The 14,017-nt window shown below is 72.2% G+C and carries 16 protein-coding genes; 7 read left to right on the top strand and 9 right to left on the bottom strand.

Annotated features, from left to right (window positions below; translation table 11 throughout):
• The first annotated feature begins 12 nt into the window (after positions 1-12).
• On the top strand, positions 13-657 hold the full coding sequence (locus ACZ4VT_RS09250) for an imidazolonepropionase-like domain-containing protein (RefSeq protein WP_467947961.1): 645 nt from the start codon (positions 13-15) through the stop codon (positions 655-657).
• Here the strand turns inward: ACZ4VT_RS09250 and ACZ4VT_RS09245 are convergent.
• Both ACZ4VT_RS09245 and ACZ4VT_RS09240 read right to left on the bottom strand, forming a co-directional pair.
• On the bottom strand, positions 623-988 hold the full coding sequence (locus tag ACZ4VT_RS09245; protein ID WP_467947960.1) for a response regulator transcription factor: 366 nt from the start codon (positions 986-988) through the stop codon (positions 623-625). The genes ACZ4VT_RS09250 and ACZ4VT_RS09245 overlap by 35 nt on opposite strands.
• Before the next feature lie 46 nt (positions 989-1,034).
• Positions 1,035-1,931 carry a DUF3152 domain-containing protein gene (locus ACZ4VT_RS09240; RefSeq protein ID WP_467947958.1) on the bottom strand — a complete coding sequence of 299 codons (897 nt, stop codon included), beginning with the start codon at positions 1,929-1,931 and terminating at the stop codon, positions 1,035-1,037.
• Between the two features lie 263 nt (positions 1,932-2,194).
• Here ACZ4VT_RS09240 and ACZ4VT_RS09235 point away from each other — a divergent pair, with 263 nt between their 5' ends.
• Together ACZ4VT_RS09235 and ACZ4VT_RS09230 are read left to right on the top strand one after the other, a co-directional pair.
• On the top strand, positions 2,195-2,887 hold the full coding sequence (locus ACZ4VT_RS09235) for a demethylmenaquinone methyltransferase (protein WP_467947957.1): 693 nt from the start codon (positions 2,195-2,197) through the stop codon (positions 2,885-2,887).
• Between the two features lie 32 nt (positions 2,888-2,919).
• Positions 2,920-3,816 carry a glutaminase gene (locus ACZ4VT_RS09230; RefSeq protein ID WP_467948153.1) on the top strand — a complete coding sequence of 299 codons (897 nt, stop codon included), beginning with the start codon at positions 2,920-2,922 and terminating at the stop codon, positions 3,814-3,816.
• A gap of 106 nt (positions 3,817-3,922) precedes the next feature.
• Here ACZ4VT_RS09230 and ACZ4VT_RS09225 read toward each other — a convergent pair whose 3' ends face one another.
• A complete protein-coding gene (locus ACZ4VT_RS09225) occupies positions 3,923-4,450 on the bottom strand; it encodes a GNAT family N-acetyltransferase (RefSeq protein ID WP_467947955.1) in 528 nt (175 codons plus the stop codon).
• 97 nt (positions 4,451-4,547) lie between these two features.
• Between ACZ4VT_RS09225 and ACZ4VT_RS09220 the strand changes: the two genes are divergently transcribed.
• Positions 4,548-5,831 (top strand): geranylgeranyl reductase family protein, encoded by a 1,284-nt coding sequence (locus ACZ4VT_RS09220; RefSeq protein ID WP_467947953.1) that lies wholly within the window; start codon positions 4,548-4,550, stop codon positions 5,829-5,831.
• A gap of 42 nt (positions 5,832-5,873) precedes the next feature.
• Here the strand turns inward: ACZ4VT_RS09220 and ACZ4VT_RS09215 are convergent, their stop codons facing one another.
• The 5 genes from ACZ4VT_RS09215 to ACZ4VT_RS09195 all read right to left on the bottom strand — a co-directional run bounded on the left by ACZ4VT_RS09215 (position 5,874) and on the right by ACZ4VT_RS09195 (position 10,288).
• Positions 5,874-6,191, bottom strand: coding sequence for a hypothetical protein (locus ACZ4VT_RS09215; protein WP_467947951.1), 318 nt, complete (start codon positions 6,189-6,191; stop codon positions 5,874-5,876).
• Between the two features lie 50 nt (positions 6,192-6,241).
• Complete coding sequence (locus ACZ4VT_RS09210) at positions 6,242-7,462, bottom strand: ABC transporter permease (RefSeq protein WP_467947949.1); 1,221 nt, start codon at positions 7,460-7,462, stop codon at positions 6,242-6,244.
• Positions 7,459-8,118: an ABC transporter ATP-binding protein gene (locus tag ACZ4VT_RS09205; RefSeq protein ID WP_467948151.1), complete on the bottom strand. Its 660-nt coding sequence runs from the start codon at positions 8,116-8,118 to the stop codon at positions 7,459-7,461. Before ACZ4VT_RS09205 ends, ACZ4VT_RS09210 begins: the two co-directional genes overlap by 4 nt.
• A gap of 107 nt (positions 8,119-8,225) precedes the next feature.
• Positions 8,226-9,839, bottom strand: a complete 1,614-nt coding sequence (locus ACZ4VT_RS09200; RefSeq protein ID WP_467947947.1) for a hypothetical protein — start codon at positions 9,837-9,839, stop codon at positions 8,226-8,228.
• Entirely contained in the window at positions 9,836-10,288 is a 453-nt protein-coding gene (locus tag ACZ4VT_RS09195; RefSeq protein WP_467947945.1) for a YdgH/BhsA/McbA family protein, read from the bottom strand. Before ACZ4VT_RS09195 ends, ACZ4VT_RS09200 begins: the two co-directional genes overlap by 4 nt.
• Positions 10,289-10,540: 252 nt before the next feature.
• Here ACZ4VT_RS09195 and ACZ4VT_RS09190 point away from each other — a divergent pair, with 252 nt between their 5' ends.
• Both ACZ4VT_RS09190 and ACZ4VT_RS09185 read left to right on the top strand, forming a co-directional pair.
• The gene (locus ACZ4VT_RS09190) at positions 10,541-10,951 is read left to right on the top strand and encodes a hypothetical protein (RefSeq protein WP_467947943.1); all 411 of its coding nucleotides are present in this window, start codon (positions 10,541-10,543) and stop codon (positions 10,949-10,951) included.
• A 23-nt stretch (positions 10,952-10,974) separates the two neighbouring features.
• Positions 10,975-11,934, top strand: coding sequence for a hypothetical protein (locus tag ACZ4VT_RS09185; RefSeq protein ID WP_467947941.1), 960 nt, complete (start codon positions 10,975-10,977; stop codon positions 11,932-11,934).
• Between the two features lie 78 nt (positions 11,935-12,012).
• Here ACZ4VT_RS09185 and ACZ4VT_RS09180 read toward each other — a convergent pair whose 3' ends face one another.
• Positions 12,013-12,864 carry a C40 family peptidase gene (locus tag ACZ4VT_RS09180; protein ID WP_467947939.1) on the bottom strand — a complete coding sequence of 284 codons (852 nt, stop codon included), beginning with the start codon at positions 12,862-12,864 and terminating at the stop codon, positions 12,013-12,015.
• Between the two features lie 778 nt (positions 12,865-13,642).
• Here ACZ4VT_RS09180 and ACZ4VT_RS09175 point away from each other — a divergent pair.
• Entirely contained in the window at positions 13,643-14,002 is a 360-nt protein-coding gene (locus ACZ4VT_RS09175) for an NADH-quinone oxidoreductase subunit A (RefSeq protein WP_030010013.1), read from the top strand.
• Positions 14,003-14,017: the final 15 nt, after the last annotated feature.

The following is a 14,017-nucleotide window of genomic DNA, read 5'->3' as shown; positions in this document are numbered from 1 at the left end:
GCGTCCGAGACGATGCTGACGCTCCACACCGCCGAACTCCTCGTATCCGGGCCGGGCCGCGCACCGCTGCCCGGTGGCGCGGTCCTCGTCGAGGGCGACCGGATCGCCCGCGTGGGACCGTACGAGGACCTCGCCGCGGCCTTTGCGCACGCCCGCACCCGTCGCTGGCCCGGGGTGCTCACCCCGGGGCTGCGGGTGCGCGGGGCGGACGAGCTGCTGGAGCGGACGTACTACCCGGACGATCCGTACGAGGTCCCCGAGCTCGGCGCCGACCCCATCACCGGTGAGGCCGCGCTGGAGGCCCTGAAGATGACCGAGGCGCGCTGGGGCAACAGTGCCCGGCGCGGCACGCAGAAGCTCCTCGCGCGCGGGGTGGTCGCGGTGTGCGGCCGCTTCACGGTCGCGTCGGTGCGCACGGCGGTGAGCCGCTCGGGGCTCGTGATCCTGCCGCCGGCCGCCTGCGAGGGGCCGCCCGCCCTGGATCCCCTCGCCGGCCGGGACACGGCCGGGGAGGCCTTCCACGGGCTGCTGGAGCCGGGCGTCGTGGCCCGCTTCGCGGTCTTCGCCGTGGCGGACGAGGCCGAGTTGCTCGCCCGGGGAGCGACCACCTGCGTGGCCACCGTCATCGGTGGGCGACTGCTCCACCGCCGCCGCTGAGGCGTTCGTCCTCGGTGCGCCGGGTGTCCTCGCGGGCGAGGGCCGCGAGGAGGCAGGCCTGGAGGCGGCTGATGCCGCCGAGCTTGGCTCTTATGTTCACCACGTGGAACTTGACCGTGCTGACGGACAGTTGCAGCTCGACGGCGAGTTCCTTGTTGGAGGCGCCGGTGGCCAGGCACAGGAACACGGCCGACTCCTGCTCGGTCAACAGGGCCTCGGTGGACTGCGCGTCGGCGGGCCGGGGCTCGTCCGTCGTCTGCGGCCCGGCCGGTTCTCCGTACGACTCGTACGAGGGGAACCACGTGGGGACGCTGAAGCTGACGACGCGCACGAATTCCACTCCCCCCGAACCGCCCTCCTGCGGACGGCTCTCCCCCTTATGGGACGCGTGGACCGGACAGGTAGGTTCCATTCGGGTCGAACGGCCACGCATTCGCCTTGCAGCCGAGCAGGCCCTTGATCTGCTGCATCATCGCAGGTGCGGGCTTGCCGGGGCCCGGGCAGGTCTCGTGCTCGCGGCCTATCTCGTGCCCGACCTCGTGGTTGACGATCAGCGCCCGGTACTCCTCCACCGGGCCGTTGAACTGCGGTGAACCCTCCTGCCAGCGCTTGAGGTTCACCACCACGGTGTGGCCGGCGCGGCAGTTGGTCTCGCCGATGAGCTCGGGGGTGACCACGTCGCACAGCCGGTCGGTGGTCGTGGGCGTGGCGATCTTGACGGTGAAGTCCACCGGCTGGCCCGCGCCGACGAGCTGGAAGCCGTAGGCCGGGTCCCGGGTCCAGCCGCGCGGGTCCGAGAGGATCGCCTCGACCGAGCGGGCGGCCGCCTCCGGGTCGACCCCGCTGCCCTCCTCGACCTCGATCCGCCAGCGCAGCGCGGGACCCTTGCCCTTCGCCGTGCCGGCGGTGCTGGAGGCGGTGAAGACGCCCGGCCGGGCGGGCGTCGCGGTGCCGGACGGCGTGCCCGACGGCTTCTGGGAGGGTGCGGCGGAGGACGGGGAGGGGGCGGGGGACGGCTTGCCGCCGTTGGGGACCGCGTTCCCGCCTTCGTCGGCGGACTCCCCGTCCGTCGGCTCCGGCTGGACCGCGGTCCGGCCCCCGGCGGCCGTGGTGGCCTCGTCCTGGGGGATCAGCGCGTACGCGGTCGCCGAGACCGCGACGAGCGCGGCCGAGCCGAGGAGTATGGTGCGGCGCAGCCGCTTGCGCCGCTCGGCCCGGCGCCTGGCGCGCGGGCCGTTGCGGCGGGAACGACCGGTGGAATGGCCTGCCGGCATCGTGGAGCCCTCTGTTCGCGGCGGCCACTGCCGGACCGGCCACGACTGGGCTCTGATCCGGTGGGTGACCCTCACCGGGCCGCACCGTGGCAGTCAACGCGTACGCGGGGGCGCGGCGCAACTGTCCTTCGGACCAGTTCTACGGTGGGGAACGGGTCCGCCACTCGGGGTACGGGTGGAGCCGCGGCCGTCGGGGGCGGCGCGGCCTGAGAGGATGGGGCCGTACCCGCCGATCCGCATCGCACACCGAGGGGCGAACGCCAGTGACAAGGGCCTCCCTGGACAAGCAGCCGCACGAAGTCGCCTCCATGTTCGACAGGGTCGCGGCGAACTACGACGTGACCAACGACGTCCTCTCCCTCGGCCAGGACCGGGTGTGGCGCAAGGAGGTCGCGAAGGCGGTCGACGCGCGCCCCGGGCAGAAGGTCCTCGACCTGGCCGCCGGTACGGCGACCTCCTCGCTGCCCTTCGCGGCGAGCGGCGCGTACGTCGTCCCGTGCGACTTCTCCCTGGGCATGCTCAGGGAGGGCAAGAAGCGGAACTCGTGGCTTCCGCTGACGGCCGGGGACGCGACGAAGCTGCCGTTCAAGGACGGCGTCTTCGACACGGTGACGATCTCCTTCGGCCTGCGCAACGTCCAGGACACCGACGGGGCGCTGCGTGAGCTGTACCGGGTGACCAAGCCCGGGGGGCAGGTCGTCATCTGCGAGTTCTCGCAGCCCACCTGGGCGCCCTTCCGGACGGTCTACACCGAGTACCTGATGCGCGCGCTGCCGCCCGTCGCCCGCGCCGTGTCGTCCAACCCCGACGCGTACGTGTACCTCGCCGAGTCCATCCGCGAGTGGCCCGACCAGCCGACGCTGGCCGGGCTGCTGCAGAAGGCCGGCTGGTCCAAGGTCGCCTGGCGCAACCTGACGGGCGGCATCGTGGCCCTGCACCGGGGCACCAAGGCCTGAGGGTGGACACCGCGCCCTTTGACTACGGTGGGCTGCTGGAGCGGATCCTGGCGGACATCGCCCCGCTGCTGGGCAGCGGCACACCGGCCGAGTACATCCCGGCGCTCGCCTCCGTCGACCCGGACCAGTTCGGGATGGCGGTCGCCGACCTCGACGGGAACGTCTTCGGGGTGGGCGACTGGCAGGTCCCCTTCTCCGCGCAGTCCATCACCAAGGTCTTCGCGCTCGCCCTCGCCCTGGCCGAGGGCGGCGACAGCCTGTGGGAGCGGGTCGGCCGGGAGCCCTCGGGCAACCCGTTCAACTCGCTCGTACAGCTGGAGTACGAAAACGGCATTCCGCGCAATCCGTTCATCAACGCGGGCGCCCTCGTGGTCACCGACGTGCTCCAGACCCTGACGGGCGACGCGAGCAGCGAACTGCTGGAGTTCCTCCGGCAGGAGAGCCAGAACCCGGACATAGGCTTTGACGCCGAGGTCGCGGCCTCCGAGCAGTCGCACGGCGACCGCAACGCCGCCGTCGCCCACTTCATGGCCTCGTACGGCAACATCGTCAACCCGGTGCCGGCACTGCTGGAGCACTACTTCTGGCAGTGCTCCATCGAGATGAGCTGCGCCGACCTGGCCCGCGCCGGACGCTTCCTGGCCCGGCACGGACTGCGGGCGGACGGCTCGCGGCTGCTGACGCGCAGCGAGGCGAAGCAGGTCAACGCGGTGATGCTGACCTGTGGGACGTACGACGCGGCGGGCGAGTTCGCGTACCGCGTCGGCCTGCCGGGGAAGAGCGGGGTCGGCGGGGGGATCGTGGCGGTGGTCCCGGGCCGGTGCGTCCTGGCCGTCTGGAGCCCGGGCCTCGACGCCCGCGGCAACTCGGTCGCGGGCGTAGCCGCGCTTGACCGCTTCACCACCCTGACGGGCCTCTCCGTCTTCTGAAATCTCAGCCGCGCCGGCGTGGCGCGGGGTCCGGCGCGGAGCCCCAGGGCCGGGCGGAGCCCGCTCACTCGCCCCGCAGGGAGAAGGCTCCGCGCAGCGGCCCCGGTCAGCCCCGGCCGAACGCCAGCTCGTAGCGCCGCCCCGGGTTGCCACCCGGAGTGGTGAACTCCTCGGCCAGCTCCATCCCGAGCCGCTCCGCCACCGCCACGGACCGTGCGTTGCGGGCGTCGATCATCGCCACCACGTGCGGAACACCGGCCGCCCGCACCCGGTCCAGCGTGGCCAGCGCAGCGGCATACGCGTAGCCCCGCCCCCACGCGGAGCGCCCCAGCCGCCAGCCGATCTCGATCTCGCCGACCGGCCCCCACGACTTCTCCGCGGGCCACGGCTGCGCGCCGGTGAAGCCGATCACCACGCCCTCCCCGTCCAGCAGGGTCCACAGGCAGTAGCCGAGCTGTGCGTCGTGCATGCGCTGGCGCGCGGACAGTTCCTCGTACGCGGACAGTTCCGCGGGACCACCGAGGAACTCCATGACGTCGGGGTCGGCGAAGGCCGCGTGCCAGGCGTGCGCGTCCTCGTCCGTGGGCACGCGGAGCTGTACGGCGGGAAGCGGCCGGGTCGGCGAGGTGGTCATCGGAGGCACCCTTCGGATCGCGATCTCTCTCGCTGCATAGACTGCACATGTCCGGTGCCGTTGGGCACCCTTTATCGAGCCTTCGGGAGACCCCGCAGTGACCGAGCTCCTCTCCGAACACTCCGCGGACGTGATCGTCGTCGGGGCCGGGCCCGCCGGCTCGACCACCGCCTACTACCTCGCCAAGGCCGGATTGGACGTCCTGCTGCTGGAGAAGACGGCGTTCCCGCGCGAGAAGGTCTGCGGTGACGGCCTCACTCCGCGCGCCACCAAGCAGCTGGTGGCGATGGGCATCGACGTCTCCGAAGAGGCCGGCTGGCTGCGCAACAAGGGTCTGCGCATCATCGGCGGCGGCCAGCGGCTGCAGCTGGACTGGCCGGAACTCGCCTCCTTCCCGGACTACGGACTCGTCCGCAAGCGCGACGACTTCGACGAGACCCTGGCCCGCCAGGCGCAGAAGGCCGGCGCCCGCCTGTACGAGCGCTGCAACGTCGGCGAGCCCGTACGCGACCCGCGCACCGGCCACATCACCGGCGTGCAGGCGAAGCTGGGCGAGGAGAAGACCCCGGTCACCTTCCGCGCCCCGCTCGTCGTCGCGGCCGACGGCAACTCCTCCCGGCTGTCGCTGGCGATGGGCCTGCACCGGCGCGAGGACCGCCCGATGGGCGTCGCCGTCCGCACGTACTTCACCTCGCCCCGGCACGACGACGACTACCTGGAGTCCTGGCTGGAGCTGTGGGACCGGCGCGGCGCGCAGGACCGGCTGCTGCCCGGCTACGGCTGGATCTTCGGCATGGGCGACGGCACCTCCAACGTGGGCCTCGGCATCCTCAACTCCTCCTCCGCCTTCAAGGAGCTGGACTGGCGCGAGGTCCTCAAGGCCTGGTGCGCCTCCATGCCCGAGGACTGGGGCTACACCCCCGAGAACATGACGCAGCCGATCCGCGGCGCGGCCCTGCCGATGGCCTTCAACCGGCAGCCGCACTACACCAAGGGCCTGCTGCTGGTCGGCGACGCGGGCGGGCTCGTCAACCCGTTCAACGGCGAAGGCATCGCGTACGCCATGGAGTCGGGCCAGATCGCGGCCGACGTCATCGTGCAGGCGCACGCCCGGGCCACCCCCGCCCAGCGCGAGCTGGCGCTGCACAACTACCCGAAGGTGCTCAAGGAGACCTACGGCGGCTACTACACGCTGGGTCGCGCCTTCGTGAAGCTGATCGGCAACCCGAAGGTGATGAAGATCGCCGCGCAGCGCGGCCTGACCCACCCGGTCCTGATGCGGTTCACGCTGAAGATGCTGGCCAACCTGACCGACCCGACGGGCGGCGACGCGATGGACCGCATCATCAACGGCCTCTCGAAGGTGGCCCCGAAGGCCTGACCCGGCCGGCGGACGGCGGCGCCCCGTGCGGGCGCCGCCCGTTCAGTCCTCCGTGTGCGTGTGCGTGTGCGCGTCCGGGGCCGTGGCTTCGGCGGCAGCCGCGTCCGGGTCGGTGTCCGGGCGGCCGTGCACCGTACGGACGCACCTCGCCAGCAGTACCAGCCCGCACACCAGCAGCGCGGCCGAGGCGGTCCAGCCGAGCCCCAGCGTGAGCGGGTGCCCCGGCTTCTGCCAGGGGCGGGCGGTCGTCAGCAGCCAGCCCCCCACGGCGAGCAGCCCGAGCCCGAGCGCGGCCGGGACGGCGGTGGGGTCGCCCGCGGGGTCGCCGGTGCCGTGGGACTCGTACGGCTTCGGGTTCACGGGACCACCACCTCCGGGGGCGGGTCGCACTGACGGTCAGGGCGCCGCCGCTATCTTCGCAGGGCCTCGGCCGGTTCGACACGGGCCGCCCGCCAGGCGGGATAGAGGCCGGCCAGCAGCCCGGTGACCAGGCCGACGAGCGGGGCCGCGGCGACGGTGACCGGGTGGATCACCGGGGTCCAGTCCCGGGCGAGGGAGACGGCGACGACGGTCAGCTCGCCCAGCGAGGTGCCGACCAGCCCGCCGAGGGCCCCGAGGGCCGCGGATTCGGTGAGGAACTGCGCCGAGACGTGCCGGCCGCGGGCGCCCAGCGCACGCCGCAGCCCGATCTCGCCGGTCCGCTCCAGCACGGCGACGAGCGTGGTGTTGGCGATCCCGACGGCCCCGATGACCAGACAGATCCCGGCGAGCAGCAGGAAGAGCGCGCTCAGGTCGGAGGTGACGCCGGAGCGCAGGGTGCGCGGGTCCGGCGGCGGGACGGCCTTGAGGTACTCGGGGTGGTCGGGCCGCAGCGCGAGCGGGGCCAGGTCGGCGACCTGCCGTGCCGCCCCGAGCTCGGTGGAGATCAGCATGCTCGCGGAGCCGGGCGACGGCGGACCCCACAGCTGCTCCGCGGTGGTGCGCGGGACGAGGGCCGACATCAGGTGCTCGGGACGGCGTTCCAGGTCGGCGACGATGCCGCCCACGGTGAAGGGCTCCTGGCCGATGTAGAGGGCGGGCCGGGTGGCCAGGGTGGTGATGCCGAGGCGGGCGGCGAGCCCGCTGCCGATGACGACGACGCGTTCGTGGCCGCGCTCGGCGAACTCGTCGTAGAGCCGCCCCTGCTGGAGGGTCGGCACGAGGGCGGCGACGGCCCCGGGGGAGGCGGCGACGACGGCCGCGCCGGTGGTGGCCTCGCCGGCGCCGGACGGCAGCGGGCCGACGGAGGTCCGCGAGTCCAGCCGTACCGTCCACATCACCCCGGCGTGCTCGATGCCCGCGACCGCGCGCAGCCGCCGTTCGGCATCGGCGGGGAAGCCGGGCCCGGCGAACTCGTCCTGCTGCCCGGCGACGTCCTCGATGCTCACCTCGGTGGCGGTCAGGACGTTGAACCGGCCGTCGATCTGCGAGGAGATGGTGGCGGTGAGGCCGAGGACGGCCACGAAGCTGCCGACGCCGAGGACGGTGCCGAGTGCGGTGAGGGCGGCCCGGCCGGGGCGGCGCAGCATGCCGGCGACGGCCTCGGACAGGGCGTCGCGTACGGACAGCCGGGTCGGTGCGACGGTGCTCACAGGTGCAGCCGCCCGTCGCGGATGGTGACGGTCCGGCGGCCGCGCCGGGCCACTTCGAGGTCGTGCGTGATGACGAGGACGGTCATCCCGGCGCCGTGGAGGTCGTCCAGCAGCCCGAGGACGGAGGCCGCGTTGGCGGAGTCGAGGTTGCCGGTCGGCTCGTCGCACAGCAGCAGCGAGGGCCGTCCGACGAGGGCGCGGGCGATGGCCACGCGCTGCCGTTCGCCGCCCGACAACCGCCCGGGCACGGCGCCGGCCCGGTGCCCGAGACCGACCTGGTCCAGGGCCTCGCGGGCCCGTACGAGGCGCTGGGCGCGCGGAATTCCGGTGTAGAGCATGGCGAGGGTGACGTTCTCCAGGGCGGACCGGTGGGGCAGCAGGTGGAAGGACTGGAAGACGAAGCCGATGCGGCGGCCGCGCAGGGCGGTGCGCTCCCGGTCGGGGAGGGCCGCGGTGTCGATCCCGTCGAGGAGGTACCGGCCGCTGGTGGGGGAGTCGAGCAGTCCGGCGACGTTGAGGAAGGTGGACTTCCCGGAGCCGGAGGGGCCGACGACGGTGATGAACTCGCCGCGCCGGACGAGCAGCTCGCAGGGGTGGAGGGCCTCGACGGGCGGCGGCCCGGGGTAGGTGAGGCCGGCCCCGCGGAACTCGATCACGGGGGCGGCCTCGACGGCGGGCGCTTCGGTGCCGGCCTCGGCTCCCGGCCGGGGCTCGGGTGCCTCGGCGCCCGGGGAGGCGGCGCGGGAGCGCCGGGGCAGGAGCCTCACTTGGCCGTCCCGCGGTTCTCGCGGGTCCCGCGGGGCGCGACCCCGATCACCACGTGGGTGCCGGCCACGAGGGAGCCCGCCTGGGCCGGGGTGACGGCCACGAAGCCGTCGCCGCTGGTGCCGGTGCGGACCTCGATGCGCCGCCGGACGCCTTCGGCGGACACGGCGGTGACGACCGTACGCCCGTCCGCGCCGGCCGACACGGCGGTGACCGGGACCACGAGGGCCTCGCCGTCGGTGGAGGCCGACTCGATGGTCAGCCGGACGTCCTGACCGGCGAAGCCGGCGGGCAGCGGCTGGTCGGCGCGGACCACCATCCGGTAGCCGAGATCGGCTCCGCCGCCGCTGCCCCCGCCGGCGGCGTCCCCGCCGCCCTTGGCGTTCTGGCCCTGGTCCTGCTGCTGGGGCCGGCCGGCGGGCTGCGCGGCGGACCGCTCGGCGGCCACCAGCGCCACCTTCCCGCGGACGTCGGTGCCGGAGACCTCGGAGGAGACCACCACCGCCATGCCGGGGCGCAGCAGCTGCTTCTTGTCGTCCTTGAGGTAGGCCTCGACGACGAGTTCCCCGGCGGAGAGCGTGAGCACCGGGCCCGAGACGGGGGAGCCCGCGCGGGCGCCGACGGAGCTGACGCGGGCCGGGAAGGAGCCCAGGAACACGGTCTCGGCGGCGGGCAGCATCGGCCCGTCGGCGGCCTCGGCGGCCGCGAGCGCGGCCTGCGCCTCCGTGAGGGCCTGCCGGGCCCGCACCAACTCCCGCCCGGAGCCGGAGCCGCCGCTCGCTCCCGCTCCCGCACCCGCCGCCGTACCGCCCTTGCCGGAGCCGGAGCCGGAGCCGGAGCCGGCGTCTGCGGGGGCGCCCGACGGGCCCGGCCCGGTGGTGGCGCCGCCGCCCGGACCCGCGGAACCGGCGGAGCCACTCGCGTCCTCGACGGCCCACGTCGCCGACCGGACCGCCTCCCGCGCCGACTTGAGCGCCGCGCCGCCGTCGGCGACCGCGGGCAGCGGCTCGTACCCGATGGCCCGGTAGCGGGCGGCGAGCGCGGCCTTCGTACCGGCCCCGAAGACGCCCTTCGGGTCGGAGCCGGTGCCGTGCCCGAGCTCGCGCAGCGCCCGCTGCACCTGCGCGACGTCGTCCCCGGTGGCGCCCGGCTTGAGGTCCCGGTACATCGGCTGCGTGCCGTGCAGGGTGAACACCGGCCGCCCGGAGACCTCGGCGATCAGCTGCCCCGCCGTGACCGGATCCCCGGCCTTCGGCGGCAGCTTGGTCACCATGGCCGCCCCGGACCCCGCGCCGTCACCGGAGCGGATCCCCTGCGGGGACACCTCGACGCTCTGGTCGGCGACGACGGAGCCGCGCATCACCAGGGTCCGCGCGAGGACCCGCCGTTCGACCTCCGCCGTCAGGGCCCCCTGCGCGGGCGGGCCGGTCTCCGCGGCCACCTGCGCGGGGGACTTCACGAGCGTGGTGGCCAGCAGCCCCCCGATCGCCATCAGCGCGGCCCCGCCGACGACTCCGAGCACCACGCGCCGGCCCCGCGCGAGCCCGCTGCGGTCGTCCTCCGGGATCTCCGTGTGCTCGGTGTGTTCCACGACGTGGTCGAGCTCGCTCATCTCTCCGTCCGGCACTTCTTCAACGCGTCCAGGTGGTCGCGCTTGAGCGCGGACCACTGCTCGGGAGTGCCCTTGGTCTGGTCGGTCTCACCGGTGACCGGATCGGGGTCCGGGTACCAGGACACGCCCTCGGCCCGCAGGCACGCGGACTCCTTCTGCGCGGCGGCGACCTGCTCCGGCGCGGCCGGCTGGGGCTTCGCCGGGGGCGGCAGCATCGGCTCGCAGACCTTGTGCGCCTCCTCGTTCCAGGGCTTCGACTTGTCCTCGCGGGGCGCGCCGTAATCGGTGTGGACGATGGCCACGCCCTGCTTCTTCAGGCAGTCGTAGTAGGCGATTTCCTCGGCGGTGGGCGGCGGACTGTCGCTCGCCTGGGGTTCGTTGTCCCCGCCGCCGCATCCCGTCAGTGAAATGCATATGAGGAGCAGTGGAGCGAAATAGCGTGCGTGCACGACGGGAGTTCCCTTGCGGCGGTAGAAGTGGGATCGGCGCGCCCGTGCGAGAAGTGCGAGGAGTGCGCGCCGGGCGATAGTAGAGAGCGGAAAGTGCGCGCACAAGTTCCTGGACAGTAACCAGACATGACTGTCCATCAGGTGAGAAGGACTTGGATTTCGGGCGCCGTGACCTGTTGAATCCCGGCCGGACGGCGAGTCGTGATCATGTTCCGGCTCGGCGTCACCATTTCACCTGCAGAGGAGCAGACCATGAACAAGGCATTCCGTGCGCTGACCACGGGCGGCGTCGCCGCCGTATCGATGGGCGCGATTCTCCTGGGTGCGGCCGGACCGGCGGCGGCCATGGGCAAGGACGGAAATCTGGAAGTCCACGAGTTCGGTCTTTTCTACTACCAGAATCAGTCCGGTTGTGTCTTTGACCTGTACGGCGAGGACCTGAACTTCAACGACAACTACTTCAAGAGCGGGTGCACGGGTGCCGGGGCCCTCGTGAACGACAACACCGAGTCGTACAAGAACCGCGACGTGTACGCCTGGAAGGTCGCCACCGACGCGAACATCGACGGCAATGTCGGCGAGGTCCCGTCGAACTACTCGGGCAACGCCTCGGCCACCTTCAAGAACAAGATCAGCTCGGCCACCTTCACCCTCCACCCCTGATCCGGACGAAGGAGTTCCGCGTTATGCGCACCGCCCGGCGCCTCCGTCTCGTCGCCCCGGCCGTCCTGCTGGCCACGGTGCTGGCCGGATGCTCCGGCGCCGGCGGTGCGGAGGGCGGCGAACCGGAGCTCGGCCCCGTCGAGTCCAATCCGGCGACGGCCGCGCTCTCCTTCCCGATGGACGCGTACACGGACACCGAAGCCGAGCGGATCCGCATGGGTCAGGTCCAGCAGATGCTGGTCTCCCGGTGCATGGCCCGGTACGGGTTCACGTACGAGGGGGTGAAGGCGGCCGCGCCGTCCGGCGGCGGGGCGGCCGAGGACCGGCACCGGTACCTCTTCGGCCTGGCCGATCCGGTGCACGCGGCGGCCCACGGGTACGACAAGTCCGCGGGGGAGGGGATGCCGGCCAAGCCTCCGGCACCGCAGCTGAGCGACAGCGCCTACGTCGTGATGAACGGCGAACAGCCGGGAGCCCAGGGCGGCAGGATCCCCGACGCGAACACCGAGGAGGAGGCCGCGCAGCTCGACAGCGGCCTGATGGCGGGCGGGCAGAAGGTGCCGGCCGGCGGGTGCGCGCGGGAGGGCTACCGGAAGCTGTACGCGCCGACGAAGGACAGCGTGGACCTGCTCTTCACGTTCGGGCTGGCCTCGGAGGCTCACGAGCGGTCCCGGCAGGACTCCCGGGTCGTCGGCATGCTGAAGAACTGGGCGGCATGCATGGACACATCGGGATACGGCGGGGTCGCGACACCGTACGAGGTCATCGAGAAGCTGGGCCTGCAGGACGACAAGGGCGGCGCGAAGGCCGTCACGGCCGCCAAGGCCGATGTCGCGTGCAAGCGCGAGGTGAACCTCGTCGGGATCTGGGCCGCGGTCGAGAAGGCCTACCAGGAGCGTCTCGTCGAGGAGCACGCCGAGACGCTGGCGCTCTACGAGAAGCAGCGCGACGCCCGCTTCAAGCTGGCGGCGAGCCTCGTCTGAGGCGGGCCGAAGGGCCGGTACTCCACCCCCGAGCGGGGGAGTACCGGCCCTTTCGTACCGTGGTGACGATCCGGAGGATCAGAGGACGCGGACGGCGCCCGTCGGCTTGTCGTAGCTCAGGTTGCGCTCGACGATGCCCGTGCTGGGGTTCTGCGCGCCGACGAACTTGCCGCCGCCGACGTAGATGGCGACGTGGTACGCGCTGCCCTTGGAGCCCCAGTACAGGATGTCGCCCGGCTGAAGGGCGTTCAGGGACACCGAGGTGCCGGCCGAGGACTGCGCCTGGGACATGCGCGGCAGGGAGATGCCGGCCTGGCGGTAGGCGGCCTGGACGAGGCCGGAGCAGTCGAACGAGGACGGGCCGGTGCCGCCCATGACGTACGCCTTGCCGACCTGCGCGCGGGCGAAGTTGACGATCGCGGCGGCGGAGCCGGTGGCCGGGGCGGTGACGGTGCCGGTGCCCTGGGAGGCGGCGGAGCCGGAACCGGAGCCGGAGGCCGAGGTGCTGTTGAGGGAAGCGCGGGCGGAGGAGCGGGTGGCGCGCTCGGCCGCGGCCTTGCGGTCCGCCTCCTCCTTCTCCTTCTTCTCCTCGTCGGCCTTCTTCTGCGCCTCTTCCTTGGCCTGCTTCGCCTCGGCGGCGGCGCCGGTGCGGGCGCTCTCCTCCTGGGCGGTCAGTTCGCCCTCGACGGCGGCCAGACGGGTGTTCTCGGCTGCCGTGGTGACGGCAGAGGAGACCTCGGCGGCCAGATCCAGGTTGAGGACCGGCATTTCGAGCGTCGTCTCGGCCACGGGCTCGGACGGGGACGCGCTCGCGGTGCCGGCCATGGCCAGGGTGCTGAGGACGCCACCGGCAACTCCGGCGCGGACCGCGAGCTTCGAGGCGCTACGACGGGGCTTCCGGTGGCTGGGTATGTGAGCGGTGTGGGACATGAGGACAACCGCTATCAGGGTGCCCGGGGTCCCTTCAAGAAACGTGGGTTGCGCCACAGTTGCCCGCGAACGGTGCTAACCGGGCGCGCCCGGCTCCTTATTGACGCCGTAACGGGCGAAACGGACAGGCCTTCACAAGGCTGTGATCATGGGGTTTCTGAAATAAGTCCGAAATGATCCACGACCTACCATCCCTCCGCACAGATGGCCAAGCCCTCTTTCGGAAGCGCAGATTCAGAGTGGCGCAGGTCACAGGAGTGTCACGCGATGCGGACGCTGTGCCCCGTCCGTGACCTTCCTGTGAAGAGGCCGGGAGGTTCGTGAACGGATGCACGCGCTCGGGGCGCCCCTCGCCCCCTCGTCTGCCCCGCGTCCACCTCCGTACGCACCCCCTCCCCCGACCGGGCGACGCCGATCCTTTATCACCGCCGCGCGCGTCGTGCCAATTTGCCTGCACCGGCCATCGTTTGATAGTGCTGCGCGCTCTCTACCTGCGGTAACGGGCCCGGATGTCACCTTTGGTAATCATGTGGATGCTTCACGTATGAAGATCACCACTCGGTGAACTTCATGATCGTTCGTCGGGTGGTGGAGATCACAAACTCGGTGTTGCAACCCGTGTCGCAGATCACAGACGAGCGGGCATAGGATGCGCATCAGTCCGGCTTGTGAACTGCCTCACATGCAAGCGCTCGATTGAAGCGTGATCTTCGCGAGGCGGCGCACGCGGTGCCGGCGGCGGTCCAACGGTCAAGGACGACTGGAAGGAGCGAGGAGCGTGAATGCGTACGCGCCCATCCTCGTGCTCGGCGCCCTCGGCGCAGGGTTTGCGATCTTCTCCGTGGTCATGGCCACGCTGATCGGCCCAAAACGGTACAACCGGGCGAAGCTCGAAGCCTACGAGTGCGGCATCGAGCCGACACCGATGCCGGCCGGCGGCGGCCGCTTCCCCATCAAGTACTACCTGACGGCGATGCTCTTCATCGTCTTCGACATCGAGGTTGTCTTCCTCTACCCCTGGGCCGTCACCTTCGACTCCCTGGGGATCTTCGGGCTCGTCGAGATGCTGCTCTTCGTGCTCACCGTCTTCGTCGCCTACGCCTACGTGTGGCGCCGCGGCGGCCTGGAATGGGACTGAGGGGCTGAATTTTCC

This window comes from Streptomyces sp. NPDC029164 (genome assembly GCF_055563995.1).
This window is presented reverse-complemented; position numbering and strand designations above follow the sequence as displayed.

What these genes read in the sequence shown, in the direction of transcription:
- ACZ4VT_RS09250 (WP_467947961.1), top strand. Translation starts at nt 13, where the DNA reads ATGCTGACGCTCCACACCGCCGAACTCCTCGTATCCGGGCCGGGCCGC.
- ACZ4VT_RS09240 (WP_467947958.1), bottom strand. Translation starts at nt 1,931, where the DNA reads ATGCCGGCAGGCCATTCCACCGGTCGTTCCCGCCGCAACGGCCCGCGC.
- ACZ4VT_RS09225 (WP_467947955.1), bottom strand. Translation starts at nt 4,450, where the DNA reads ATGACCACCTCGCCGACCCGGCCGCTTCCCGCCGTACAGCTCCGCGTG.
- ACZ4VT_RS09200 (WP_467947947.1), bottom strand. Translation starts at nt 9,839, where the DNA reads ATGAGCGAGCTCGACCACGTCGTGGAACACACCGAGCACACGGAGATC.
- ACZ4VT_RS09190 (WP_467947943.1), top strand. Translation starts at nt 10,541, where the DNA reads ATGAACAAGGCATTCCGTGCGCTGACCACGGGCGGCGTCGCCGCCGTA.
- ACZ4VT_RS09185 (WP_467947941.1), top strand. Translation starts at nt 10,975, where the DNA reads ATGCGCACCGCCCGGCGCCTCCGTCTCGTCGCCCCGGCCGTCCTGCTG.
- ACZ4VT_RS09180 (WP_467947939.1), bottom strand. Translation starts at nt 12,864, where the DNA reads ATGTCCCACACCGCTCACATACCCAGCCACCGGAAGCCCCGTCGTAGC.